Source organism: Arthrobacter sp. 2MCAF15 (genome assembly GCF_052115605.1).
Classification (GTDB): Bacteria; Actinomycetota; Actinomycetes; order Actinomycetales; family Micrococcaceae; genus Arthrobacter.
Window position 1 is genome coordinate 1 of record NZ_JBFRGZ010000003.1, and the last position, 26,804, is coordinate 26,804.

At 67.9% G+C, this 26,804-nt stretch carries 19 protein-coding genes; 12 read left to right on the forward strand and 7 right to left on the reverse strand.

Features of this window, described 5'->3' with window-relative positions; translation table 11 throughout:
* Window positions 1-216: 216 nt before the first annotated feature.
* Window positions 217-1,488, reverse strand: coding sequence for an MFS transporter (locus AB4089_RS03675; protein ID WP_441407947.1), 1,272 nt, complete (start codon window positions 1,486-1,488; stop codon window positions 217-219).
* Between the two features lie 286 nt (window positions 1,489-1,774).
* Here AB4089_RS03675 and AB4089_RS03680 point away from each other — a divergent pair, with 286 nt between their 5' ends.
* From AB4089_RS03680 to AB4089_RS03695, 4 genes are all read left to right on the forward strand, one after another.
* A complete protein-coding gene (locus AB4089_RS03680; RefSeq protein ID WP_441407948.1) occupies window positions 1,775-3,091 on the forward strand; it encodes an ABC transporter substrate-binding protein in 1,317 nt (438 codons plus the stop codon).
* Between the two features lie 70 nt (window positions 3,092-3,161).
* On the forward strand, window positions 3,162-4,046 hold the full coding sequence (locus AB4089_RS03685) for a carbohydrate ABC transporter permease (RefSeq protein WP_441407949.1): 885 nt from the start codon (window positions 3,162-3,164) through the stop codon (window positions 4,044-4,046).
* Between the two features lie 6 nt (window positions 4,047-4,052).
* Entirely contained in the window at window positions 4,053-4,958 is a 906-nt protein-coding gene (locus AB4089_RS03690) for a carbohydrate ABC transporter permease (RefSeq protein ID WP_441407950.1), read from the forward strand.
* Between the two features lie 84 nt (window positions 4,959-5,042).
* Window positions 5,043-7,646 carry a family 78 glycoside hydrolase catalytic domain gene (locus AB4089_RS03695; protein WP_441407951.1) on the forward strand — a complete coding sequence of 868 codons (2,604 nt, stop codon included), beginning with the start codon at window positions 5,043-5,045 and terminating at the stop codon, window positions 7,644-7,646.
* A gap of 173 nt (window positions 7,647-7,819) precedes the next feature.
* Here AB4089_RS03695 and AB4089_RS03700 read toward each other — a convergent pair whose 3' ends face one another.
* Entirely contained in the window at window positions 7,820-8,821 is a 1,002-nt protein-coding gene (locus tag AB4089_RS03700) for a LacI family DNA-binding transcriptional regulator (protein WP_441407952.1), read from the reverse strand.
* Window positions 8,822-9,141: 320 nt separating this feature from the next.
* Between AB4089_RS03700 and AB4089_RS03705 the strand changes: the two genes are divergently transcribed.
* The 5 genes from AB4089_RS03705 to AB4089_RS03725 all read left to right on the forward strand — a co-directional run bounded on the left by AB4089_RS03705 (window position 9,142) and on the right by AB4089_RS03725 (window position 17,296).
* Window positions 9,142-9,744, forward strand: a complete 603-nt coding sequence (locus tag AB4089_RS03705) for an SRPBCC family protein (protein ID WP_441407953.1) — start codon at window positions 9,142-9,144, stop codon at window positions 9,742-9,744.
* A gap of 152 nt (window positions 9,745-9,896) precedes the next feature.
* Entirely contained in the window at window positions 9,897-10,142 is a 246-nt protein-coding gene (locus tag AB4089_RS03710) for a hypothetical protein (RefSeq protein WP_441407954.1), read from the forward strand.
* Window positions 10,143-10,493: 351 nt separating this feature from the next.
* Window positions 10,494-11,111, forward strand: coding sequence for a DUF4232 domain-containing protein (locus AB4089_RS03715; RefSeq protein WP_441407955.1), 618 nt, complete (start codon window positions 10,494-10,496; stop codon window positions 11,109-11,111).
* A gap of 127 nt (window positions 11,112-11,238) precedes the next feature.
* Window positions 11,239-16,455, forward strand: a complete 5,217-nt coding sequence (locus AB4089_RS03720) for an Lhr family ATP-dependent helicase (RefSeq protein ID WP_441407956.1) — start codon at window positions 11,239-11,241, stop codon at window positions 16,453-16,455.
* A complete protein-coding gene (locus AB4089_RS03725) occupies window positions 16,448-17,296 on the forward strand; it encodes an Fpg/Nei family DNA glycosylase (RefSeq protein ID WP_441407957.1) in 849 nt (282 codons plus the stop codon). The genes AB4089_RS03720 and AB4089_RS03725 overlap by 8 nt, the downstream gene beginning before the upstream one ends.
* Window positions 17,297-17,384: 88 nt before the next feature.
* Here AB4089_RS03725 and yczE read toward each other — a convergent pair whose 3' ends face one another.
* Entirely contained in the window at window positions 17,385-18,140 is a 756-nt protein-coding gene (yczE, locus tag AB4089_RS03730; RefSeq protein WP_441407958.1) for a membrane protein YczE, read from the reverse strand.
* Window positions 18,141-18,201: 61 nt separating this feature from the next.
* Between yczE and yczR the strand changes: the two genes are divergently transcribed.
* Window positions 18,202-19,692, forward strand: coding sequence for a MocR-like transcription factor YczR (gene yczR, locus AB4089_RS03735; RefSeq protein WP_441407959.1), 1,491 nt, complete (start codon window positions 18,202-18,204; stop codon window positions 19,690-19,692).
* Window positions 19,693-19,829: 137 nt separating this feature from the next.
* Here the strand turns inward: yczR and AB4089_RS03740 are convergent, their stop codons facing one another.
* Together AB4089_RS03740 and AB4089_RS03745 are read right to left on the reverse strand one after the other, a co-directional pair.
* Window positions 19,830-20,522 carry an SRPBCC domain-containing protein gene (locus AB4089_RS03740; protein ID WP_441407960.1) on the reverse strand — a complete coding sequence of 231 codons (693 nt, stop codon included), beginning with the start codon at window positions 20,520-20,522 and terminating at the stop codon, window positions 19,830-19,832.
* Window positions 20,515-21,210, reverse strand: coding sequence for a helix-turn-helix domain-containing protein (locus tag AB4089_RS03745; RefSeq protein ID WP_441407961.1), 696 nt, complete (start codon window positions 21,208-21,210; stop codon window positions 20,515-20,517). Before AB4089_RS03745 ends, AB4089_RS03740 begins: the two co-directional genes overlap by 8 nt.
* A gap of 598 nt (window positions 21,211-21,808) precedes the next feature.
* On the opposite strand from AB4089_RS03745, the gene AB4089_RS03750 reads away from it, so the two are divergent.
* Together AB4089_RS03750 and AB4089_RS03755 are read left to right on the forward strand one after the other, a co-directional pair.
* Entirely contained in the window at window positions 21,809-22,807 is a 999-nt protein-coding gene (locus tag AB4089_RS03750; protein WP_441408356.1) for an RluA family pseudouridine synthase, read from the forward strand.
* A gap of 27 nt (window positions 22,808-22,834) precedes the next feature.
* Window positions 22,835-23,470, forward strand: a complete 636-nt coding sequence (locus AB4089_RS03755; RefSeq protein ID WP_441407962.1) for a DedA family protein — start codon at window positions 22,835-22,837, stop codon at window positions 23,468-23,470.
* 42 nt (window positions 23,471-23,512) lie between these two features.
* Here AB4089_RS03755 and AB4089_RS03760 read toward each other — a convergent pair whose 3' ends face one another.
* Window positions 23,513-23,818, reverse strand: a complete 306-nt coding sequence (locus tag AB4089_RS03760; RefSeq protein ID WP_441407963.1) for a hypothetical protein — start codon at window positions 23,816-23,818, stop codon at window positions 23,513-23,515.
* 116 nt (window positions 23,819-23,934) lie between these two features.
* Window positions 23,935-26,748: a phosphoenolpyruvate carboxylase gene (gene ppc, locus AB4089_RS03765; protein WP_441407964.1), complete on the reverse strand. Its 2,814-nt coding sequence runs from the start codon at window positions 26,746-26,748 to the stop codon at window positions 23,935-23,937.
* Window positions 26,749-26,804 lie beyond the last annotated feature (56 nt).

Genomic DNA, 26,804 nt, shown 5'->3' on the forward strand with positions numbered 1-26,804 from the left:
TCCATGAACTGTCAGTCGGGCATTAACGTGGGACACGAGGACCTCCGAGCGCAAAGTGTGTGAACTAGACAGCTCCACTAAGCCCGGAGGTCCTCCTCGTTTTCAAGCCCAAAGTGTCAACAACGTCCCGGCGCAGTACATCTAGCGGCATCGAACTTCTTCCCGGATGATCGGCACCGCCCTGCAGTCCGTTTTCTGCGTTCGCATGAAATACGGCTACCGGGCGCCGACCTGTATCCCTGTGCGCCGCGCTGCGGCTGCGTCGGTAGCTTTGGGGATCCTGGCGAGCCACAGGATTCCGATCAGGCATGAGGCCAGCGTCGTCACGACCAGGAAGATGAACAAAGCCTGGGCTCCTCCCGCGATGATTTGCGGAGTGACGAGGGCAATGGCCGCTGCCACGACCCGGGTGAAGGCGATGGTGATCCCCTGGGCGCTGCTGCGGTGCTTGGTGGGGAATAGCTCCTGGGACCAGACCTTGAACATCGGTTCGCCTGCGATTGCGCCGCCAACGGAATAAAGGACACCCATGACGGCCAGTGTCCACGTGCTCACGCCGAGTGTCGCGGGGATGATGAACGCGGCGATGGAAATGGAGGTTGCCACCGTGAAAACAGGCATCCTCCAGCGCGTGTCAACAACCCTCATGGTGGCGAACATGCCGATGAAGCTGCAGCCGAAGCCGAGCAAACCGAAAGCAGAGGCTGTGGCCACGCTGGCCCCGGCAACGTTCGTGTAGAGGTAGGTGCTGAACTGTCCGTTGGTGTTTGCGGCCACGTTGGCGATCGCGTAGAAGAGTCCGGTCGCTACGAGCGGACCCAGGTACCGGGAGCGCACCAGGTGCCGAAGGGAACCGAGATCCACCTGCTCCCCAGCAGATTCGAGGCGTGCTTTAGTCCACTCCCGCGATTCCGGAAGCCCTGCACGCAGCACCAGGACAACGAGTGCAACCACGAGCAGGTGGCCGTACAGGATCCGCGCGCCAACCTCCCCGAGGTCACCGACGACCATTCCCAGGACCATGACCACCAGGACACCCGCCATCCACAAAACGTGGGAGAAGGTGACCATCTTGCCCTTCTTTCCGGGGGGAGCGCTCTCAGAAATCATCGCCATCGATACAGGAAGGTCCGCGCCGGCCGCGAAGCCAAGCAGGACCACTCCGGCATACAACATGCCTGGACCTGTCGCGAGGACGAGGGAAAGGCCGCCGAGCGCAAAGACCCACATGGTCCACGTGAAGACCTTGCGCCGGCCAAACCGGTCCCCCATCCGGCCGCCCACCAGGGCGCCGGCCGCGATCATGACCGTCAGCAGGGCTGAGAGCTGGCCAATCTCCGCCGGACCGAGGCGGAATGCGCTTTGAAAAAGGACAAGTGCCGTGCCCGTCGTGACGATTGCTGCTGCGTCCAGGTACGAGGCCATTCCGGCGATGGTGGCTGTCCACCAGACCTGGCGGGACGAGAGGACATCGGTAGAGCTAGTCATGGATTCTTCCTTGAATCTCTGTTCCAGGATCTCCGACGCCGTCCGGAGACTCCCGACGGAACCGCCCGGTGCCACGCTGCGGGCGTCCCGCCGAAGAGTTGAAACGCTTTAATTTGTATCGATTCAACTTTATGGCCTACCCGGCCCGATGGTCAACAGTTCGAAGGGATCTTGGGCGGCGTCATCAGAAATGGCGGGGATGGGGTGATGGTTGACACATTCCGGACAGGGCTCCATACTCGATTCTTGAAACGCTTCAATTCGGAGCACACTTCAAGGAGGAACTGTGGTTTCTGTACTGTCGCGGCCCAAGGCCCGCGCTATTGCCCCGCTCGTCGCGTCAGCCGGTGCGCTGGCCCTGCTGCTCACCGGCTGCGGCGCAGCCGGAGGGTCGTCCGCCCAGGGGTCGAAGGACTTCGGCTATCTGACCAATGTCGAGAACACGACCATCCGTGGCGAGCTGGAGGCCCTGAGCAAGGATCAATGCAAAGCAGAGAACGCTGCTGCTCCGCTGAAGGTCGAGACCGTCCCGCAGACCAGCCTGGACCAAAAGCTGCAGCTGCTTGCCGGGCAAAGCGCCCTGCCGGCCCAGTTTGCGGCCGGCAACGCCCCTGCCCTGACGCAGGACCTGGACAAGTCCGGCAACGTCCTGGACTTCGAAAAGGCGCTCAAGGACCTGAACATCTCCGATGCCATCCTTCCGGGAGCGGCGGCCACCATCAAGTCCCTGTACGGCGGGAAGCTGAACGTGCTGCCGTACCAGTACAACGTGGAGGGCATTTGGTACAACAAGAAAATCTTCTCCGACAACGGCATTAGCGAGCCGAAGACCTGGGATGACTTCGTTGCCGCAGGTGAAAAACTCAAGGCCGCGGGCATCACGCCGCTTGCCGCGTCCGGAAAGCAGGGCTGGCCGCTCACCCGCCTGGTCAGCGGCTACCTGTTCAGCGATCTCGGTCCGGATGCCCTGAAGAAGGTGGCCGACGGCCAGGCGAAGCTTACCGACCCGGAATACGTCAAGGCCGCCCAGGCCGTGGCCGATCTCGGCGCCAAGGGCTACTTCGGCCAGGGCGTCGGCTCGATCGACTACGACACCGCGGCGTCGCAGTTCCTCAGCGGGAAAGCCGGCATGTTCTACATGGGCAGCTGGATCCTTTCGAACTTCAATGACAAGGCCCAAAACAAGATCGGCGAAGAGAACATCGGCTTCATGTCGTTCCCGAAGGTCAGCGGCGGCAAGGGCATCGACAGCCAGTACGCCGCGAACGTCGGCCTGCCCATGACGTTCAACGCCAAGAAGTACGACAGCAACGCCTCCGCCTGGCTCAAGTGCATCGCCAGCAACTACGGCAGCGCGGCCCTCAAGGACAAGAACTCGATCTCCGGGTTCAAGCTGAACACCCCGGTGGACAGCATTCCGCCGCTGGTCAAGTCCACCCAGGAAACGGTTAACAACACGAAGGAAAGCGTGCTGTGGTTCGAGGCGCTCTTCAGCACCAAGGCCACCACCACGAGCCAGACCAACGCCGCCGGCCTCGCGTCCGGCAGCATCACCCCGCAGAAGTTCATGGAACTCGTCCAGAACGATCTGAACTCGAAGTAGCCTGCCCGGCCGGGGCCGGCGCACGCCGGCCCCGGCGGTCAGCCACTCATATTCCGATGAAAGAAGCACCATGAACAACGTCCTGGGAGACAAAAAGGCCATCGTCGTCCTTCTCGGCCCGGCCCTATTGGTTTACACCGTGGCCATGCTGCTGCCAGTATTCTGGTCGGCCGGCTACACCTTCCTTTCCGGCAACGCCATCACAGGCTTCACCTTCGCCGGAACTTCAAACTTCGAAAAGCTCTTCACCGACCCCGCCGTCGGCGAGGCCCTCTGGTTCACCCTCCGCTACGCCGTCGTCATCACGATCGGCCAGGTCCTGCTCGGATACATGCTGTCCCTGCTCTACGTCTTCGCCCTGAAACGCGGATCCACCCTGGTCCGCACCCTGGTTTTCTTCCCAGTGGTGCTCCCCACGGTCGCCGTCGCCCTGCTGTTCCAGAAGATGTTCGAAATCGCCCCGCAAAACGGCCTGGTGAACTCGGCCATGAACGCTGTGGGCCTCGGTTCGATCGACTGGCTCGGCGACGGCAACACGGCCTTCCTGGTCATCGTCATCATGGACCTCTGGCGGTCCATGGGCTTCTACGCGGTCCTGCTCTACACCGGCCTGGTCGACATCCCCGAAGACATCCTCGAATCCGCCCGCCTCGACGGCGCCCGGGGACTGCACCTGCTCCGGCATATCGTCCTGCCCTTGTCCCTGCCGGTGCTGCTCTCGTCGGTGATCTTCAGCATCAACGGCACCCTGAAGGTCTTCGACTCCATCGTGGCCCTGACAAACGGCGGCCCCGGCAGCGCGACAACTCCCCTGACGCTGCTGATGTTCCGCACCTCGTTCACCTACGGCGACTACGGGTACGGCAGCTCCATCGCGTTGCTGCTGACGATCCTGTGCCTGATCGTCACACTCTTCATTTTCCGCTCGTCCCGCCGCGACCTCACCAAGGACTGACCGACGATGACCGCACAAACCACGCTGCCCACCCGCGCCAGCCAGAAGCCCCCGGCCGCCCCCCAGCGGACCCGCACCTCACCGGTCAAGTTCATCAAGCGCGCACCGGTCCAGATCCTGATCGCCATACTGCTCGTCGTCGAAATCTATCCCCTTCTCTGGCTGTTCATGGGCTCCTTCAAGACCCAGGACGAGTTCCTCAACAGTCCGGTCTGGGCCCTGCCGCAAAACTTCAACTTCGACAACTACGTCGAGGCCTGGACGACCGGAAATATCGCCACCTATGTGGGCAACAGCCTCATCGCGACGATCCCCTCGCTGTTCCTGATCGTTCTGTTCGGCGTGGCCGCCGGGTTCGCCCTGGAAGTCCTCGTCTGGAAAGGCCGTAGCACGGTCCTCCTGGTCTTCCTGGCCGGAATCATGGTCCCCGGGCAGATGATCCTGCTCCCACTGTTTTCCGCCTACTTCCAGGTCGGCCTCACCGGCACGCTCTGGCCGCTGATCATCACCTACACCGCCACCGGGCTGCCGCTGACGGTGTTCATGATGGCCACCTATTTCCGCGCCGTGCCGCGGGAAGTCTTCGAGGCCGCCACCCTGGACGGTGCCAGCATGATCCGGGCCTTCTTCTCCATCGGCTTCCCCATGGTCCGCAACGCAGTGTTCACGGTCGCGCTGGTCCAGTTCTTCTTCATCTGGAACGACCTGCTGATCGCGCTGACCTTCACCAACAACGCGGACCTGAGCACCATCCAGGTCGGGCTCCTGAACTTCACCGGAGAATTCGGTGCCGTCCAGTACGGTCCCCTTTTCGCCGCCATCTGCATCAACGTCCTGGGAACCCTGGTTCTCTACCTGTTCCTCAACCAGCGCGTCATGAAGGGCCTCGCCGGCGGCGCCGTCAAAGGCTGATCGGCTGCCCTGATGCCATGTCCGTCCGGTCCCACCGCGGGCAACCCGAATTTCCGTCCGAAACTTATTCTGGAGAAACACACCATGCCAACCACAGTTATGCCGGCAACCTTCGAACACCACCGCGAGGCCCTCGGCATTGGCGAAAGCTCGCCCCGCATCTCGTGGAAGACGACGGGAGCCCCGGGCTGGACCCAAACGGCATACCAGGTCGAAACCACCCGGGACGGTAGAGCTGTCCTCAGCAGTCCCATCGCGTCGGGAGAGTCCGTCCTGGTGCCCTGGTCCGGAGACCCCCTGCGCTCCGGGGAAGAAGCATCCGTCCGGGTCCGTGTCTGGGGCACAGCGGAGGCAGGGGCAACCGGAACTGACGGAGAGCCCAGTGACTGGAGTGAGGCTGCCACTGTTGAGGCCGGTCTTCTGGATTCCGGGGACTGGATCGCCTCTGCCATCACGCCGGCGTGGGATGAAGACCCGGAATCGGACCGCCGGCCTCCGCTGCTCCGGCGCGAGTTTTCCGTACAGTCCCCCATCGCCAAAGCCAGGCTTTACGTCACGGCCCACGGCCTGTTTGAAGTGGAAATCAACGGCACGCGGGTGGGCGCGGACATCCTCTCCCCCGGCTGGACCGTCTACGGTGAAAGGCTGCGCTACTGCACCTACGACGTGACGGAGCTGGTCCGCGAAGGGGGCAACGCCGTCGGAAGCTGGCTCGCCGACGGCTGGTACCGCGGGCGGATCGGCTTCCACGACGGCTACCGCAACCTCTACGGGGACAAGCTGGCCCTGCTGGCGCAGCTCCACATCACGCACGACGACGGATCCGTCACCGTGGTGGGCACCGACGCGTCGTGGAAGGCCGGGTTTGGTCCCATCGGCTTCACCGGCCTCTACGAGGGCGAAAGCTATGACGCCCGGCAGTTGCCGGCCGGCTGGAGCCAGCCCGGATTCGACGACGGCGGCTGGAGTCCGGTCACAACCGTCGAACGCGATCCGGCAACCCTTGTTGCTCCGGACGGCCCGCCGGTCCGCTGCACTGAGGAAGTCCGCCCCGTCCGCGTCTTCACCAGCCCGGCAGGCAAGGTGCTGGTGGACTTTGGCCAGAATCTGGTGGGCCGGCTGCGGGTCACCGTGCAGGGCAAGTCGGGCGACCAGGTCACCCTGCGCCATGCCGAAGTGCTGCAGGACGGTGAACTCTTCACCCGCCCGCTCCGCCGGGCCGTCTCCACCGACTCCTACACGATTGCCGGCACGGAACCGGAAACCTGGGAGCCGCGCTTCACCATCCACGGCTTCCGCTACGCCGAAATCGGGAGTTGGACCGGCGGGGACATCAGTGAAAACGTGGTGGCCCGCGTCTACCACACGGACATGGAACGCACCGGCTGGTTCGACAGCTCCAACCCGGACCTCAACCGCCTCCACGAAAACGTCCGCTGGAGCATGCGCGGCAACTTCGTGGACATCCCCACCGACTGCCCGCAGCGCGACGAACGGCTCGGTTGGACCGGAGACATCCAGGTCTTCGCACCCACGGCTTCGTTCCTATACGACTGCTCCGGAATGCTGACCTCCTGGCTCAAGGACGTCGCCGTCGAACAGCTCCCGGACGGAACCATTCCGTGGTACGTCCCGGTCATCCCCGGCGGCGAGGAGTGGACTCCCATCCGTCCCGGCGCCGTATGGGGCGACGTAGCGGTCCTGACACCGTGGACCATCTACCAGCGCTTCGGGGACACCCAGGTGCTCCGGGACCAGTACGCCAGCGCCAAAGCGTGGGTGGACCTCATGGACGCCAAGGCCGGCGGCAGCCACCTGTGGAACACCGGCTTCCAGCTCGGCGACTGGCTTGATCCGACGGCCCCGCCGCACGACCCCACCGCGGCCAAGACGGACCCCTACCTGGTGGCAACGGCCTACTTTGCCTGGTCTGCAGCCCACCTGGGGAAGATCGCCAGCGTCCTGGGATACACGACAGACGAGCTGCACTACACCGAGCTCGGGCGGGCCGTCGCCAAGGCCTTCGCGGCCGAATACGTCTACCCCACTGGGGCCGTTGCCGGGGACGCGCAGACAGCATACGCACTTGCCATCGTCTTCGACCTGTTCCCGAGTGAAGAGCAGAAACAGCTGGCCGGGGGGCGCCTGGCCGAACTGGTGGCCGACGGCGGAAACAGGATTGCGACCGGTTTCGCGGGCACGCCGGTCATCTCAGATGCACTGACCGACGTGGGCGCGCTGGACACCGCCTATGATCTGCTGCTCGAGAAGGAATGCCCCTCCTGGCTCTACGCCGTGGAACAGGGCGGCACCACCATCTGGGAACGCTGGGACGCCATGCAGCCCGACGGCACCGTCAACCCGGGAAACATGACCTCCTTCAACCACTACGCGCTGGGCGCGGTGGCGGACTGGATGCACCGCGTGGTGGCCGGAATTTCGCCGCTGGAACCGGGCTACCGCGGAATCCTCTTCAAACCCCGGCCCGGTGGAGGACTCAGCCACGCCTCGGCGCGGCACGAAACACCGTATGGGACAGCCAGCATCTCCTGGACCCTGGACGAGAGTGGCTTGAACGTGCAGGTGGACGTCCCCACCGGTTGCACGGCCCGCGTGGAGCTCCCCGGCAGGGCGCCGTTTGAGGTGGGCTCGGGGGCGTTCAGCTACGCCGTGGAGCCAGTGGCCTAGGACTCACTGCGACTTAGGACTCACGGCGGCTTAGGACTCACGGCGGCGCCGGGGCGGAATACCGCCCCGGCGCTGTTCGGCGTTCAGCTGTTCGGCGTTCAGCGGTTCGGCGTTCAGCTGTTCGGCGTTCAGCGGTTCGGGGCTCAGCGGTTCGGGGCTCAGCGGTTCGGGGCTCAGCGGCCCAAGGTGCTTGCCCGGGCAAACAGGGTAGGTTCCAGCATCAAGTTGCGGTGCACGTGCTGGCCGCCCTGGCTGACCTCCTCCAGGAGTAGCTTTGTGGCCACCCGGCCCATCTCCCGACCCGGCTGGCCAATAGTGGACATCGGTATGGCGCCCTCGGTGGCGAACTGGTTGTTGTCGTACCCGATCACCGCGATATCCTGCGGCACCCGCAGCCCGTACGTTCCCGTGAGTTCGTGAATGATGCCCGCTGCCAACTGGTCCGACGGCGCGATGATGCCGTCGGGCATCCTGCTGCGGCCCCGGCTGGCCAGGTCCCCCGCAATTCGGCGCCCCTCAGGGCTGTTGAGGCTCCGGCCCATGATCACCTCGAGCGAGACAGCCCCCCGGGTCTCGGACGCGGCGCGCATGGCCCCCTTGCGACGATCGTTTACGGCGTGCAGGTTATCGGGGCCGCCGGCGAACACCAGCCGTTGACGGCCCAGGTCAATGAGGTGCCGGGCCGCGAGATACCCGCCATGCTCTTCGTCAACCAGCACGCTGCAGCAGTCGGTGCGGCCTCCGGCGTAGTTGACCAGGACGATGTGGCGGCCATGGCGGCGCACCCGGTCCACGCCTTCCAACCCTGCGTCCAGCGGGGCAAGGATGATCCCGGCGACGCGGGCCTCATCAAAAATATCGAGATACCCTTCCTGCTTCTGCAGGTCGACGTCGCTGTTCGCCAGCAGCAGGGCATGGCCGTTCTCGTGCGCGGCACTTTCTGCGCCGCGGGCAATGTCCACGAAGAGGGAGTTGCCAACATCCGTCAGGACCAGGCCAATCGTCCGGCTGCTGCCGGCCGCCAGTGAACGCGCCGCAGAGTTACGGACAAAGCCCAGCTCATCAATGGCGGCCTGGACGCGCAATCGGGTCCGCTCCGCCACGATTTCGGGTTTGTTCAGGACATTGGAAACAGTGCCCAGCGAGACACGTGCCACGCGCGCCACATCGTTCATGCTCGGGGCTGAATCCACCCCTGCGTCCGCGGTGCTTTCTCTAGGCACGTTCCCTTTGCTTCCTCTAGGAGAACTGATCCTTCATTTTTTCATACCTTCGGGCCAAAGCCGGACCGCTGGACGGCCGGGCCGCACGGGTCGGCGACGCGCCGTCCACGCCCTCGCCGCGGGACACGATGCAGAGATCCCCGGTCCGGAGGCCGCGAAGGCGCTTCCGCCGGGCCCATTGACCGGGCACGTCCTTCTGAGTACGGTCGCCTGCATCGATCCGCGCCGGCCGCGGCTGCACCCGCGGACGGAGAACATGCCGGGAGGCCCCGATGGGCAGCACAGACTACGAATTCCAGACCGTCTGGCGGGTGGCAGGGACGCCGGAGGAAGTCGCGGCCGTCCTGGGCGATGCCATGGCCATGCCCCGCTGGTGGCCCTCCGTCTATCTCAGCGCCGAGCCCGAGGCTGGCGGGCCGGAGCTTGGTCCCGGCTTTCCCCGCCCCTGCCGCCTCCACACGAAGGGCTGGCTGCCCTATACGCTTCGCTGGACCCTCACGGTCACGGAGCCGGTCACTGCCCGCGGTTTCGCCCTCACCGCGGCCGGCGACCTCAACGGCACCGGCCGGTGGACCTTCGAGCCGGACGGACCGGAAACCGTCATCACCTACGATTGGCGGGTCAGCGCCGCCAAGGCCCTGCTGCGCCGGCTGAGCTGGCTCTTCAAGCCCGGCTTCGCCGCCAACCACCGCTGGGCGATGGCACGCGGCCAGCAGAGCCTTGCCCTGGAGCTGCGCCGGCGCCGGTCTGCGGCCGGGAGCGCCGGGCCGGGAGCCCACACTGTTCCACCGCCGCCACCGCCCACATTTGCGTGGCTGGCCCGCCGGGCCAGCCGCACTCCAGCGGCCGGCGCTGACGCGCACCGGAACGGCTAGTGCCGGGTTCTGGACGCCGGGTGGGCACCGGGCGTCTGGACTCCTGCACAACGGGGCGGCAATGCTTCATTCACTTGGCCATTGAGGGTAAGTGGCTTCCCACGGTTAGCTGGATCACATCATCGTTTGCCCGTGACCGTTCAGGAATCCTCATGACATTGCAGAAGAACCGGTTCTCCAGCCGCCCCGCCCAGTGGGACGACGTCGAGATCGGCGACGCCGTCCACGTCCACCGGGACGGCCGCCTGGAACACGCGGGACGCGTGGACACCCGCACCGCCGACGGCGCCGTCGTGTGGGTGGTCTCCAAGGGCGGACACCGGAGGCTGTTCCATGTCGCCGACGGCTTCGAACTGAGCGCCGCAGACCCCGAAGGAGCACGCCATGCTGATGACTGATCGACGGGAAGCCACGGCGCAGCCGCTAAACACGCTTCAGCCGGTAAACACGGCTCAGCCGCTAAACAGGCTTCAGCCGGTAAACAAGGTTCAGCAGCCAATCCAGTGGGCAAACCCCACGGCCGGCGCTGCCGCTTGGACGGATCCACTATCCGCCGTCACCGCCTCCTGCCCGGAGGACTGCCACTACTGCTCCGGCCCTGAGACCGACTAGCAGCAGCGACTCCCTGGCCACCTGACCTCGGCTGATGCCCGGAAATCACAATCCGGGCATCAATCAGGCCCGGTTGCCGTGGCATCGTTGACTAAGGCAACGGCGGGCATAATTGTTGAGCCATGAGGTCTCAGCGAATGAAGCACGCACTGGTTGTGACATCGGCTGCCGCGGCGGCTCTCTTCCTTAGCGGCTGCGGGGGCAGTTCCGCGCAGCCCCAGCCAGCCACCTCCCCGCCCACAGCTTCCGCCAGCACTTCGAGCGAGCCCTCGGCCTCCGCGACGGCCACGGAATCCTCGCCCGCCCCCGCGTCCTCGCAGGCGGCCCAGACCGGCCCCGCGCTGTGCCAGGCCGCCAGCCTGACGGCAACCACCGACTCCAGCGGCGGCGGCGCGGCGGGCAGCATCTACATGCAGCTGATCCTGACCAACTCCGGCACCGAACCGTGCCTGCTGAAGGGCTATGCGGGCGTCTCCCTCACAGCCGGGGCGGATGGAGAGCCGATCGGCGCTGCCGCCACGCGCGATGACTCAACCCCGGTCTCCGATGTCATGCTCGCCCCCGGGAAGGCAGGCTCCGCCACGCTGCGCTACACCCAGGCCGCCAACTATCCGGACTGCACCCGCACGCCGGCGGCTGGATTCCGGGTCTACCCGCCCGATGACACGGCTTCGCTGTTCGTCGCGCAGCAGCTGGACGCCTGCACGAACACCGACATCAACCTGCTGATCATCGGGGCCTTCCAACCGAAGTAGCTCCGGGCCCGCCGGCCTCCCGGCATCGAGCGCCAGGGAACGACCGGAGCTTCCGGGCCTCCGGGCCAGCATGGCGGCCGTCGATGTGCCCGGCAATAGTGTCAGTGGGGTAGGGCATGATGGAGGAATGAAGGGGCAGGAGCTCGCCGGCGGCGCACTTGCGGTCAACGCCATGGACCGGTTCAGCCGACCGACCCGGGAGTGGTTCCTGGGCGCTTTTTCCACGCCCACCCCGGCCCAGAACGGCGCCTGGAATGCCATCTCCTCCGGTGCGCACGCCCTCGTCGTCGCCCCCACAGGCTCCGGCAAGACGCTCGCTGCGTTCCTCTGGGCGCTGGACCGGCTGCTCACCTCCGCCCCCGCCGAGCCCGAGGCCCTGCCCGGCCTGGACACCGCCGCCAAGGGCGGGCGCCGGACGGGCTCACGGACGAATTCAGCCCAGCGGAAGGCAGCCCAGCGGAAGACCCGGGTGCTGTACATCTCGCCGCTCAAGGCCCTCGGCGTCGACGTCGAACGCAACCTCCGCGCACCGCTGATCGGCATCACGCAGACCGCCAAACGCCTGGACCTGCCCGCACCGCTCATTACCGTGGGCGTCCGCTCCGGGGACACGACGGCGGCCGACCGCCGCTCGCTCCTCAGCCACCCGCCCGACATCCTCATCACCACCCCGGAATCCCTCTTCCTGATGCTGACGTCGAGGGCCCGGGAAACCCTCGACGAGGTGGACACGATCATTGTCGACGAGGTCCATGCCGTCGCCGGCACCAAGCGCGGGGCGCATCTGGCCGTGTCCCTGGAACGCCTGGACGCGCTGCTGCCCAAGCCCGCCCAGCGGATCGGCCTGTCGGCAACCGTGGAACCCAAGGAACTGGTGGCGCAGTTCCTCGCAGGGTCGGCGCCGGTGGAAATTGTGGCCCCTCCGTCGCGGAAGAACTGGGACCTCACCGTCTCTGTTCCTGTGGAGGACATGTCCGATCTTCAGGGCGCCGCCGCGGCCTTCGATTCCGGTCCGGCCTCCGGGCTCCAGCCCCAGGCCTCCATCTGGCCCCATGTGGAGGAAAAGATCGTGGACCTGGTGCTGGCCAACCAGTCCACCATCGTGTTCGCGAACTCCCGCCGCCTCGCCGAACGGCTGACCGCCCGGCTCAACGAGATCTACACCGAACGCCAGCTCATGGCAGCCGGCGGCGGCTGGGCCGAGTTTGGCGCCGGCGCTCCGGACTTCGAAGCCGCGCCGGATGCCGTGCCGGCTGCCGTGCCCAATACCGCCTCGCCCAACAGAGTGCCGTCCGGAGGTGCCGCTGCGCTGCCCACGTCCACTGCCACACCGGCACACATGATGGCGCAGGCCGGCAGCACGGCCGGCGCGGATCCCGTGCTGGCCCGCGCCCACCACGGCTCCGTATCCAAGGACCAGCGCGCCCTAATCGAGGATGACCTTAAATCCGGGCGGCTGCGCTGTGTCGTGGCCACGTCCTCCCTCGAACTTGGCATCGACATGGGCGCCGTGGACCTGGTGGTGCAGGTCGAGTCGCCGCCCTCGGTGGCCAGCGGCCTGCAGCGGGTGGGCCGCGCCGGCCACCAGGTCGGCGAAATCTCGCAGGGCGTGTTGTTCCCGAAACATCGGGCAGACCTCGTCCACACGGCCATCACCGTGGAACGAATGCTTGACGGCAAAATCGAGCGGCTCAGCGTGCCGGCCAACCCGCTGGACATCCTGGCCCAACAGACGGTCGCAGCCACCGCCCTTGGTGCCATCGACGTGGAGGAATGGTTCGCCACGGTCCGGCGGTCAGCGCCCTTCGCCTCGCTCCCCCGCTCCGCGTTCGAGGCCACCCTGGACCTGCTGGCCGGACGCTACCCCTCCGACGAATTCGCGGAGCTGCGACCCCGGGTCATCTGGGACCGGAACGCCGGGACCATCGAGGGCAGGCCCGGCGCGCAGAGGCTCGCCGTCACCTCCGGCGGGACCATCCCGGACCGCGGGCTGTTCGGCGTGTACATCATCGGCACCGAGGTCGAGGGCACCGCCGGTTCGGGGTCCGGCAGTTCAGGGTCTGGCGGTGCCAGCGCGGACGGCAGGGCCGCCAGCCCGGCCGCCGCCGCGGCCAAGGGCGGGCGCCGGGTGGGCGAACTCGACGAGGAAATGGTCTATGAATCCCGGGTTGGGGACGTCTTCGCCCTCGGCGCCACCAGCTGGAAAATCGAGGACATCACCCACGACCGTGTCCTGGTCTCGCCGGCGTTCGGACAGCCCGGCAAGCTCCCGTTCTGGAAGGGCGATTCGCTCGGCCGGCCCGTAGACCTGGGCCGTGCCCTCGGTGCGTTCATGCGCGAACTGGCGGCGTCCGACGTCGGACCGGCAACCGAGCGCTGCAAGGCCAGCGGCCTGGACGACTTCGCCGCGAACAACCTGATCCAGTACCTCGCCGAACAACGGCTGGCCACCGACGTGGTCCCCAGCGACACCACCCTCGTGGTGGAACGCTTCCACGACGAGCTCGGCGACTGGCGCGTGGTGCTGCACAGCCCCTTCGGCCTGCCCGTACATGCACCGTGGGCCCTGGCCGTGGGCCAGCGCCTGCACCAGCGCTACGGGATGGACGGCTCGGCCATGGCCGCCGACGACGGCATCGTGCTGCGCGTTCCCATGATGGAAGACGAGCCGCCGGGCGCCGAGTTGTTCCTCTTCGACCCAGAGGAACTCGAGCAGATTGTGACGGCGGAGGTTGGCGGCAGCGCACTCTTCGCCTCCCGGTTCCGTGAGTGCGCCGCCCGCGCGTTGCTGCTGCCGCGGCAGAATCCGGGCAAGCGGCAGCCCTTGTGGCAGCAGCGGCAGCGCTCGGCGCAGCTGCTGGACGTTGCCCGGAAGTACCCGACGTTCCCGATTGTGCTCGAGACGGTCCGGGAGTGTTTGCAGGATGTCTACGACCTTCCCGCTTTGAAGGAAATTGCCGCTTCGGTGGAGCGCCGCGAGCTCAGGATCGTCGAGACCACCACGCAGCAGCCCTCCCCGTTCGCGAAGTCCTTGCTGTTTGGCTACGTGGCCCAGTTCCTCTACGAGGGCGACTCGCCGCTGGCGGAGCGCCGTGCCGCCGCCCTGGCCCTCGATTCCACCCTGCTCAATGAGCTCCTGGGCCGCGTGGAGCTGCGCGAACTGCTGGACGCGAAGGTCATCGACGCCACCGAGCGTGAACTGCAGCGGCTGGCCCGGGACCGGCAGGTGCGTGGGCTCGAGGGCGTCGCGGACCTCCTGCGCCTCCTGGGTCCGCTCGCGCCGCGCGAAGTTGCCGCCCGCCTGGAGTCGGCGGCGGGCCCGGCCGCGCCCGAGGCTACGGAGACAGCCGAGTCCGCCGGTCCGGACCAAACCCCGTCGGTTGGGCCGGTGGAGACTCCGGCGACCGAAGCCGACGCCGAGGCCCACCTCAACGCCCTGCAGCGGGCCAACCGGGCGATTAAGGTCAACATCGGCGGCGCCGAACGCTACGCGGCGGTCGAGGACGCCGCCCGGCTCCGGGATGCCCTCGGCGTCCCCCTGCCGATGGGCGTGCCGTTGGCCTTCATCGAACCGGTCGCGGACCCGCTCGGGGACCTCGTCTCGCGCTATGCCCGCACGCACGGACCGTTCACCGCCGCGGAAGCCGCGGCGCGGCTGGGACTCGGCGTCGCCGTCGTCGGGACGGCGCTGAAGCGGCTGGCCGCGGACGGCCGCGTGGTGGAAGGCGAGTTCCGTCCGCACGCGTCGCCGCCGGCAGGCACGGCAGCAGCGGGCGTTGCCGGATCAGGCGTTCAGGGAACCGGACTTGAGAGATCCGGTCATGAGAGATCCGACAGTGAAGACTCCGGCGCTGCAGTGGCATCGGCCGCCGCGCAGGCCGTCGTTCTGCCTCTGGCGGCCGTAAGCGAATGGTGCGACGCCGAGGTCCTCCGCAAGCTGCGCCGGCGTTCGCTCGCCGCGCTCCGCGCCGAAGTCGAACCCGTAGACACTGCCGCGTACGGCCGGTTCCTTCCCGCCTGGCAAAACGTGCGGACCACCGGCAACCGCGGGCAGTCCGCCCTGCGCGGCCTGGACGGCATCATCACCGCCGTCGACCAGCTTTCCGGCGTCCCCATTCCTGCCTCGGCATGGGAGCCACTGGTGCTGGCCAGCCGTGTCTCCAATTACCAGCCGGCCATGCTGGACGAACTCATGGCAGCCGGTGAAGTCCTCTGGTCCGGTGCCGGATCACTACCGGGCAACGACGGTTGGGTCAGCCTGCACCTCGCTGATTCCGCCGAGCTGACGCTGAACCCCGCGGTCGATTTCGAACCGGGCGACGCGCAGCAGCGGCTCCTGGAGCACCTGCAGAACAACGGCGGCGGCTACTTCTTCCGGCAGCTGACCGAGATAGCCGGCGGCATGGATTCGGTGCTCAGCGACCAGGACGTGGTGACGGCGCTCTGGGATCTCGCCTGGGCGGGCCGGATTACCGGCGACACCTTTGCCCCCGTCAGGGCCCTGATCGCCGGAGGCCACACGGCCCACCGGCAGGTGGGGCGCGCACCGCGGGCACGGGCGCCGAGGCTCAGCCGGCTCGGACGGGCGCACGGCACCGGCCTGCTGGGATCGCCGGGCCTCACGGGCGGCCGGTACGGTTCCGTGACCGGCACCGCCCCCGCGCCAGCGCTTGCCGCCGGCCGCTGGTCCGCGCTGCCCGCCCCCGAGCTCGACCCCACTATCCACGCCCGGGCAACCGCGGAACTGCTCCTGGACCGCTACGGCGTGGTCACCCGCGGCTCGGTTATGGCGGAGAACATCCTCGGCGGCTTCGGCCTCATGTACAAGGTACTAGCCAGGCTTGAAGAGGCCGGACGCTGCCGGCGCGGGTACTTCATCGAGCACCTTGGCGCGGCGCAGTTCGCGGTGCCGGCCACGGTGGACCGGCTCCGGTCCTACGTCGAGGACGCCCAGTTGCACAAGGCCGAGCCCGTGGCACTGGCCCTCGCCGCGACCGATCCCGCCAACCCGTACGGCGCCGCCCTCCCGTGGCCCGCGCTGAACGTCGACGCCGGCACGGGACACCGGCCCGGCAGGAAGGCCGGCGCCCTGGTGGTGCTGGTCGATGGCGCCCTGGCCCTTTATGTGGAGCGCGGCGGCAAGACCCTGCTCGCGTTCAGCGACGACCCCGAGGTCCTGGCCGCGGCCGGTGCGGCGCTGGTGGGAGTGGTGACCCGCGGCGCGGTGGACAAGCTGATCATGGAAAAGGTCAACGGCCACGGCATCCTGGACACTCCGATAGCGGCCGCCCTCGCCCAGGCCGGGGCCTACTCCACGCCGAAGGGACTGAGGATCCGTGCCTGAGGGCGATTCCGTCTTCCGCGCCGCGGCGCAGCTGCATGCCGCACTTGCCGGCAAGGAACTGGTGTCCTCTGATTTCCGGGTCCCCCGTTTCGCCACGCTGAAACTCGGCGGCTGGACCGTGGACGAGGTGGTGCCCCGCGGCAAGCATCTGCTGATGCGGGTGCAGGGCCCGGAAGCGAAGGACCGGCTCACAATCCACTCACACCTGAAGATGGAAGGCAGCTGGCAGGTCTACCCGTCCGGGGGCCGTTGGCGGAAGCCCGGCTTCACGGCCCGCTGCGTGCTGCGCACCGCCACGGCCGACGCCGTCGGGTTCTCGCTCGGCATTCTTGAGGTGGTCCGTACCGACCAGGAGGACGCCATCGTGGGGCACCTCGGCCCGGACCTGCTGGGCCCGGACTGGGACGCGGCCGAGGCCGAACGCCGGCTGCTCGCGTCCCCGGACGTGCCCATCGGGATCGCCCTGCTGGACCAGAGCAAGCTGGCGGGAATCGGAAACATCTACCGCTGCGAGGCCAGCTTCCTCGCCGGAGTCCATCCGGCATCCCCGGTCTCCGCGGTGACGGATCTTGCGGCCCTGATCACCGACGCCCAGATCCTGCTCTCGGCCAATCTCGGCGCGGGCCGCCGCACCACCGTGCTGAACGCCCGGGGCGTACCCGTGGGCCGCACCGCCGGGCGCCCGGGCTACTGGGTCTATCGGCGCGAGCACCAGCCGTGCCTCAAATGCGGCACCCCCATCCGCCGCGGAGTCCTCGGCAAGGGCGCCGGCATCGAGGAACGGGACATCTATTACTGCCCCACGTGCCAGCCGTACGCCGTGCCGGAGGGCGCCAGCTGAGGGAGCAGGCTGACGGCGCTCCGAGCGGCGGATTAGCCCGCAGGACCGCCGGCTGAGGGCGACAACTGACGGCGCTCCGAGCGGCGGATCAGCCCGCAGGACCGCCGGCTGCCGCCGCGGGCACGACCGTCCCGGCAATGGCCGCCGGTTCAGCCCCGGTTGGTTCGGCCGCGCTTGATTCAGCCACCGTCGCTTCGGCAGTCGCCGGTTCAACCACCGCCGGTTCAGCCCCGGCCGCTTCAGCCCCGACCGCTTCGGCAGGACGCGCCTCAGGAACGGTGAACCGCGGCAGCAGCAGCTGTACCAGGGGTCCGATCGCCAGGGCATAGAGCACCGTGCCCACACCCACCGACCCGCCCAGCAGCCAGCCGGCACCGAGCACCACAATTTCGATGCCGGTCCGCGACGTTCGTAACGACCAGCCGGTCCGGCGGGCGAGTCCCGTCATGAGTCCGTCGCGCGCCCCGGGCCCCAGCCGTGCGCCGATGTAGCAGGCCGAGGCAATGCCGTTGAGCACGATGGCCCCCACGAGCATGCCGATCTGCCCGACGAGATGCGTGACCTCCGGAATGAGGGCCAAACCGATATCGGCGAAGACTCCCACGAGCACGGCGTTGCACAGAGTACCGAAGCCGGGCCACTGCCGGAGCGGAATCCACAGGAGCAGCACGAGGAAGCTGACGATCACCACGACGGTGCCGATGCTCAGCCCGGTCTTGATGGCAAGGCCTTGGTGAAACACGTCCCAGGGGTCCAGGCCCAGTCCGGCGCGGATGAATATGGCGAGCGAAACGCCGTACATGGCCAGGCCAATGAGGAGCTGGAGGAGTCTGCGGGTCAACATGGTGTCCATCCTCCTCGAAAACTGGCCTTGCAATCCATAGCCAGTCTGAAATACTGGCCTGATGTCCGTCTCTTTGACTCCGGGGTCCCTGGCTCGCCTGCTGGGCCAGTGGAACCTCGGCGCCGCCCCCGCCTACCGCGAGCTCGCCGACGTCGTCCGCCTGCTCATCCTCGACGGCCGCGTCGCCCTCGACGTTGCCCTGCCCAGCGAGCGGTCGCTGGCCGCCACGCTCGGCATCAGCCGCACCACGGTGACCGCTGCCTACAGCCTGCTGCGCGACCAGGGATTCCTGAGCAGCGGCCAGGGCAGCCGCGGCCGGACCTGCATTCCGCACCGCGGGCCGCGGGGAACCGCAACGGATGGCCGGTCCGAACTCAGCGGGGCGCCCGGACTGGCCGTTCCGGACGGGTTGCTGGACCTTGCCTACGCCTCGCTGCCGGCCAGCGGCGAGGTGGTGCACCGGGCTTTTGCCGCGGCACTGACCGAGCTGCCGGCGCTGCTGCCGGGCTTCGGCTACGACGCGCTGGGTGTGGGCCCGCTCCGCGAAGCGATTGCGGCCCGGTACACCGCAGCGGGGGTTCCGACCACGGCCGGGCAGATCCTGGTCACGTCCGGCGCTCAGCATGCCCTGAACATTGTGCTCCGCACGTTGGCCGGCCGTTCGGGGACCAAGGTGCTCGTGGAACATCCCAGCTACCCGAACGCCCTCGACGCGATCCGGGCTGCGGGTTGCCGGCCGGTCCCGGTGGCCATGCCCCCGGCACACCATGGCGGCCGCGCCGGCTGGGACATCGATGCTCTGGAGACCGCGCTGAGGCAGCAACGCCCGGCCATGGCCTACGTGGTCCCCGACTTCCACAACCCCACCGGCCGGCTGATGCCGGATTCCCAGCGCCGGCAGCTGGTCCGGGCGGCGTCCGCGTCGGGCACCGTGCTGGTGGTGGACGAGACCATGCGGGAGCTCAACCTTGACGGCGCGCCCTCCACGCCCCTGGCCGCATTCGGTCCGGCCGTGGTGTCCATCGGTTCGCTGAGCAAGTCACACTGGGCAGGCCTGCGGACCGGGTGGATCCGGGCCGGCGAGTCACTCATCCAGCGCTTCGCCGCCGCCCGAACCACCATGGACCTGGGAGGTCCCGTCGTGGAGCAGCTTGCGGCGGCCCATCTGGTCAACGACCTCAGGGAGCCCCTGCCCGAACGGCTCGCCTCGCTCCGTACCAGCCGGGACACGTTGCTGGGGCTCATAGCCGAGAACCTGCCGACGTGGCAGGCGGAACGGCCCGGCGGCGGGCTGTCGGTCTGGTGCCGGCTGCCCTCTCCTCTCAGCACGGCGCTGACGGTGATCGCCCCGGACTTCGGCATCCGCCTCGCGGCCGGCCCCAGGTTTGGTGTTGGCGGCGCCTTCGAACACTACCTCCGCGTGCCGTTCACCCTGGCCCCTAAGCAGCTGGGGACCGCCGTGCTGGCGCTGCGCTCAGCCCAGGACCGGCTGGAGGCGTCCCCGCAGCTGCGGCGGGACCTCACCAGCCCACCCGCCGTCGCTATCGCGTAAATCCCATGGCGCGGCACCCTCTCGGACCCGTCCGGTGACGCGGCTTTGTTCCTGCGCTGCGCATATGCCCTGTCGCCTCCCGAGTTCGGGTGTCGACAGGGCAGGTGCGCGTCGCCAGAGAGGAAGTGCGTCGCGGGCTAGGCGTAGACGTTGTCCAGGAACCCGGCCCAGGCCTCCGCCGTCGCGGCGCTGTCCCCGGCGCCGCTGAAGTCGTGGACGGTCATCCCGACCGGCGCGCCAAAGGCGTTGCGGCCGAAGAAGCGGTACATCGTGTCCGCGGTCCGCAGCCCGAGGAAGTTCTCGTTGGAGAAGTCCACCTCGACGGCGAGCGGACCGACGCCGTCGAGCTCCACCACCACGGTGTCCCCCTCTGCCAAGCCGGCGACGCCAAGTGCCTTCTTGAGCCGGTCGAAGCCGTCCGGGGTCTGCGAGGCAGCTGGGGCCTGGATGTCCGTGAAGACCACTGGCTTGCCGTCGAAGTGCTTCAGGTACTGGCCCAGGGTGTGCAGATAGAACGCCGTGTGCTTGCTGGCGCCGTCGTACTGCTCGTCCCAGTTGTCCGCGAAGATTCCGCTGTGCACGTAATGCAGCCGGGCACGGCCGCCGTCGAGCGGTTCCAGGACATGCTCCAGCTGGTTGAACCAGCCGTCCGGTCCGTCCATCCGGGACACCAGATGGGAGGGGTATTCGTCAACGGTCCGCACTGCCGGCCACTGGTCCGTGGGGAACATCCAGGCCGGCGTGTCCTTGGTGACGGCCTCCCACACGCGTTCGGGGGTGCCGGGCAGCTCGGCGTCGTAGACGATTTCGAAGTTCCGCTTGTCAGTCATTGTCCTGCTCCTTAGCTTGTGGGTTTGTCTCTTGTCGGTTTGCAGTTTGTGCGTTTGCGGGTGCTGCGTTGGCTTCCGGCGCCTTCAGGGACGGGTGAAGCGCGACGACGAGCCGGTGCTTGCGTCCCAGCGGCGGCGATCCCGCCGGGGAGCCCTGTGCGCCATGTCCGCCGTCGTGGTACTTGTCCACGAGCCGGGTCACGGCGACGCCGAGTTCCTCGGCGAAGGCTGCCCGGTCCGCCGCCGAGCGGAAGGTGATCTCGCCGTCGATGGCAAACGTGGCGAGCTTCTGCCTGGCCGCGGCTGCCCCGGCGATCAGCTGCCCCACCTCCTGGACCATGCGGGCGGCCAGCGCCAGCAGCCAGAACGCGGAAAAGCGGTCCGAGAACCGGTGCGGGTCCGGCGCCACGGAAGCCAGCGCCGCCGGCGAAATAAGGTACGATGCCGCCGTCGCCTGCAGGATGCGTTCGGTAACGTTGCCGCGCCGCCGTTCCTCGATGAGCTCGACGAGGCCATGCCGTTCGAGGGCCTTGAGGTGGTAGTTCACCTTCTGCCGCGGCAGGCCCACCTTGGCGGCGAGCTGCGTGGCGGATCCGGGCTCGGCCAGCTCGTGCAAGATCCTGGTCCGGATCGGGTCCAGCGAAGCCTCCGCCGCGGCCGGATCCTCGATCACTTCGATGTCCAACATGCTTCCAGTCTGCCCGCCGACAATTTTATTTGTCAAGAACTTTTTTCTGTTCGGCTCCTCGTGGGCCGGCCCCGCGAGTTCGCCGGAAGCGTGCGAAGTCGCCGGACGTTTACGGCGACCCGGAACGCTACCGGCGAATTCGAGCGCAGGTGGGCCGGAAGGACGGAGGACGTGGGCGCGGGGGCGGCTCGGTGGCGGGAGGCAGCGGGAGCTCGTGGGCCCGGGCGGCGGGCTCGGTGGCTGAGGATGTGGGCCCGGCCCGTCGAGTTCGCCGGAAGCGTGCGAAGTCGCCGGACCTTTCCGGCGAACCCGAACGCTACCGGCGAACTCGAGCACAGGTGGGCCAGGCGGGGCGGCGGACGTGGGCGGGGGCGGCGGCTCGGCGGCTGAGGATGTGGGCGCGGCCCCGCGAGTTCGCCGGAAGCGTGCGAAGTCGCCGGACGTTTACGGCGACCCGGCACGCTACCGGCGAACTCGAGCACAGGTGGGCCTGGCGGGGCGGAGGACGTGGGCGCGGGCGGTGGGCTCGGTGGCTGAGGGGGCGGGCGCAGCGCAGCCGGGGCGGGACGGGAGGCCGGACACGTAGAATAGTCCGGTGATGCAATCCCCCCTCCCCGTGCGCGACGGCGTCAACGCGACCCGCCTGCGCCTGCCGGATGAGGGGCCCTGGACGACTGCGCTGGACTACATGATGCACCGCTGGGGGCATATCGATCCGCAGGGCATCGAGGACCGGTTCGACGCCGGCGAGATCGTCGGCGAGGCGGGGGTGGCGCTGGACCGCACCACCCCGCTGCAGGACCACACCTTCATCTGGTACTACCGCACCCTGCCGCCGGAGACCCGGATCCCAGTGGAGCTGAACATCCTGCACCAGGACGATCACCTGCTGGTCGTGGACAAGCCGCACTTCCTGCCCACCACCCCCGGCGGGACGTACATCCAGGAATCGGCGCTGGTCCGGCTCCGGAACCAGCTCGGCCTCCCGGACCTGATCCCGATGCACCGCCTCGACCGCATGACGGCCGGCATCCTGCTGCTCTCCACCAACCCCGAGACGCGGGGCAAGTACCAGGTGCTCTTCGAAAAGCGCCAGGTCCAGAAGGAATACGAGTGCGTGTCCGCCGTGGAGCCGGCACCCGGCCATCCCGCCGTGGAGTTCCCGGTGGTGGTCCGAAACCGGATGACCAAGTCCCGCAGCTACCTGCTCGCCGAGGTGATTGACGGTGAACCCAACGCCGAAACCCGGATCGAGCGGCTGCGCACTTTTGACCCGGCCGGCGGAACCGCCCAAGGCCAACACGTCTCGCGCGAGCCCGCTGCCGGATTCCGCGGAGAACCCGACGGCGGGCCCCCACGCCGTGCGCTGTACCGGCTGGAGCCGCACTCGGGGAAGACCCACCAGCTCCGCGTGCACATGGCGTCGCTGGGGCTGGGGATTGTCAACGACACGTTCTACCCGGAACTGCTGGACAAAGCCCCGGACAATTACGCCAGGCCGCTGCAGCTCCTGGCCCGCGGGATCCGCTTCGTGGACCCCATCTCGGGGAGCCCGGTGGAGTACCGCAGCAGGCTGGAACTGAGCGAGGCACGCTAGCAGCGCGAAGTGCGGTACCTTGTGCCCATGGACTTCGGAAATGCGGACAGCTGGGGCGCCGCGATCTATTTCTGGATCTTCCCCTTCGTGATCGGCGACGCGATTTTCCCGCCTGTCCCCTCAGAAATGCTCGTCATCACCGGCGGGGCGCTCTCCGCGGAGGGCCACGTCAACGCGTTCCTCGTGGTGCTCCTGGCCACGGTGTCCTCATGGCTGGGTGACCTGCTCGTCTTCGAACTGTTCAAACGGCGCCTGAGCCACGTGCTGGACCGCTGGAAATGGGGCCTGCACTTCCACGCCGCCGTCCACGCGGCGATCGCGAGGGCGGGCCGATCCTCCACGTACGGGGCGATTATCGGCGTCCGCTTCATCCCCGGCGGCCGGCTGGCGACGACGGCGGCGGCGGGCATTGCGAACGTCTCGACGCGCGGGTTCAGCCTCTGCGCGGCCATCGGCGGCCTGCTCTGGGCCAGCTGGTCGGTGGCGCTGGGCTACTTCACGGGATCCGCCACCGGGCTCCCGTTCTGGGCGAGCTCCCTGATCGGCGTCGGCGTCGGACTGGTGATCGGCGCCGTCGTGGGCGTGATCGTCACGCGGCGCCGGGGCAGTGCCTCCCCCGTGGAGTCCGCCGCGGCGGACCCGGACGAGGAACTGGACTTCTAGACGCCCGGCTTCCAGACGCCTGACTTCCAGACGCCCGATTTTTTAGACAGGTGCCCAGCGGCCGCGGCTGCGGCGCAGCACGGTCATGTTTCCGGTGAGCGCAACGCGTTCGACGGCGTCGCGCATCATCGCTGCCGACTCCAGCGCCTGGCTGTTTTCGGCGCTGTACGCGGTGGCATCGACCAGGAAACGCAGGTTCAGCTGCGGCACGCCGCCGGCGAGCTCGAGCTGGTGCGACTCAACATGGTGCCGCGTCCCGAGCGCCTCGATGGCTGCGGCCATGACAGCCTCCGGAGCTGTGCCCGGCTTGAGCCCGGTGATCTTGAGTCTGGTCTGGAACGACGGCATGGAACAACCCTAGCCGCGACGCCCCGCACGCCCCCATTTTCCCCCCAACCCAAGACGCTCCCCCGTCCAGTGAACTGGTCCACAAGGCGAGGGAGCGTCGACAGGGCCGGAGAGGGCTACCCCGTGTTGCGCAGGCCGGCGGCGACGCCGTTGACGGTGATCAGCATGGCGCGCTGGAGGCGCTCGTCGATCTCGGCACCGGAGATGCCTTCCGCGGCCTCGGCCCGGACACGGCGCAGCAGTTCCACCTGCAGGTAGCTGATCGGGTCCAGGTACTGGTCCCGGATCTCCAGGGAGCGCTTCAACGTGGGCTGGGCATCGAGGATCACGTGCTCGCCGGTGAGGTTCTGGATTTCCTCCACGGTGAGCTCGTATTCGACCCGGATGGCGCGGAACAGGTGGTGCAGCTCTTCCGGGACCAGGGTGGAGACGTAGTAGCCGGCAATGTCCATGTCCGTCTTGGCCAGGGTCATCTCCACGTTCGAAAGCACCGAACGGAAGAAGTGCCAGCCCTCGATCATCTCCTTGAGCTGGGCCGAGTTTCCGGCCTCGCGCGCGGCCTTGAGGCCGGAGCCCACACCGAACCAGCCCGGAACGATCTGCCGCGACTGGGTCCAGCCGAACACCCACGGGATGGCCCGCAGCCCCTCAAGCCCGGCGCCGGAATCGGGCCGCTTGGACGGACGCGATCCGATGTTCAGGGATCCCAGCTGCTCCACCGGCGTGGACGCCATGAAGTAGGCGGGCAGGTCCGGGTCCTCGATCAGCGAGCGGTAGCGGGCAAACGCGGCGTCGGAGACGGTTTCCATGACGTCGCCGTAGCGCACGCGCTGGTCCTCGGAGGTGCGCGGCGCGCGGTGCAGAGCGGATCCCTGCAGCACCGCGGCAAGGGAGAGCTCGAGGTTCTCACGGGCCAGCTCCGGCAGGGAGTACTTGTCCGAAATGACCTCGCCCTGCTCGGTGAACTTGATCTCGCCCTCGAGCACGCCGTTGGGCTGCGCCATGATGGCGTCGTAGGTCGGCCCGCCGCCGCGGCCCACGGAGCCGCCGCGGCCGTGGAAGAGGCGCACGCGGACGCCGTGCTTCGCGGCCACGTCCCGCAGCTTGCGCTGGGTCTTGTAGATCTCCCACTGGCTGGTCATGACGCCGGATTCCTTGTTGGAGTCCGAGTAGCCGAGCATGATCTCCTGCACGTCGCCGCGGAGCCGGACCAGCTCGCGGTAGGACGCATCAGAGAGCAGCTGGTCCACGATCTCGGCGGAGGCGCGCAGCTCGTCGACCGTCTCCAGCAGCGGAGCGAACCCAATCTTGGCGTAGGGCGCCTCGCCGAAGAGGCTGACCAGGCCGGCTTCGCGGGCCAGCACGGCCGCGGCCAGGACGTCGTCCGCGCCGCGGGTCATGGAGATGATGTAGGTCTCGATCACGTCGGGGCCGTAGGTGCGCAGGGCCCGCCGGATCTCCCGGAAGACGTCGTACGTGCCGTCAGCGACGCCGTCGAGCTTGATCGGGTGGCCGGAGAGCGGGCGCCGGGACGCGAGTTCGGACCCGAGCACCTCGAGCCGCTCGGCGCGGCTGAGCTCCGCGTACCGGACGCCCGGGCCGCCCAGGCGGTCCATGAGCTGCCCGACGGCGTCGTGGTGGTGGTCGGCGTGCTCGCGGATGTCGAGGGTGGCCAGGTGCAGGCCGAAGGAGGCGATGGCGCGGCGGACCCTGGACAGGGCGCCGTCGGCGGCGAGGGCGGCGTGGTGGTTCCGCAGCGAGCGTTCCAGCAGGCCGAGCTCGGCGAGGAGCTCTCCAGTGGCGGTGTAGTCGCGGCCGGGCTCGTGCGCGGATCCGGCCGCAACCCGTTTGCCGGTGTTGATCAGCTTGGCCTTGATGCAGGTCAGTTTGAGCCGGTACGGCTCCTGCGCATTCAGCTCCAGGACGCGGCGGTCCAAGCCAGGCAGCTTCTTGAGGTCGACGTCGATCGAGTCCAGGAGTTCCAGGTCTGCGCCGGCCAGCGCGGTCGAGTTGGACAGGATGGAGATGAGACCGTCGATCAGGCCGATGCTGATCCGGACGGCGTGCTGGTTCTGGATCTGCAGGATTTCGCGCGTGACGGCGGCCGTGACATTGGGGTTGCCGTCCCGGTCCCCGCCGATCCAGGAGCCGAAGCGGATCGGAGCCTTCTGCGGCGGCAGCGTAACGCCGTGGTCGGCGAGGAGTTCGGAGAGGTCCGAGAGCATCTCCGGCATGGCGTCGCTAAGGATGCCGGTGAGGTAGTAAATGGCGTTCCGGGCCTCGTCCACGGGGGTGGGCCGGACCTGGCGCAGCTCGTCCGTCTGCCACATCTGGTCGATGACCTCGGACAGTTGACGATCCTGGCGGCGGCGTGCGGACGTGCCCTCCAGCGTGGATTCGGACAGGATGTCCGAGAGCCGGCGGATCTTGTCCAGCACGGAGCGGCGCGAGGCCTCGGTGGGGTGGGCGGTGAAGATGGGCCGGACATCGAGTTCGTTGACGACTTCCTGCAGCACGGAGTTCCCGGCCTGGTCGGCGATCTCCTCCACGGCCTTGGCGAGCCAGCCGTCCTTCTCCTGCCGGGTGCGCAGCCCGCGGACGCGGTGGACCTGCTCGGCGGCGTTCGCCAGGTGGAAGTAGAACGCGAAGGCCCGGACCAGGTCGGTGGCCGGGTCCAGGGGCAGGGACCCGAGCAGTTCGCGGACCTGGGCGACGACGTCGTACGAGCTCCACGGACCGGTGGCATCGGCACCGCCGCGGGCTGCCTCCTTGGATTCCTTGGTCAGCAGGCGCACCTGCTCGACGAGGTCCAGGAGTTCCGGCCCGTGCTGGCGGACCAGGGATTCGCCCAGGAGGGTGGAGACCCGGCGGACATCGGCCCGGAGTTCGGCGGCAAGATCGGTGTCGGAATGCATTGCAGTGTTAGCCATGGAAACTATCTTTCGAGGGTTCGACTTGGCTCGTACACTGCGCTGGATACTGTGAG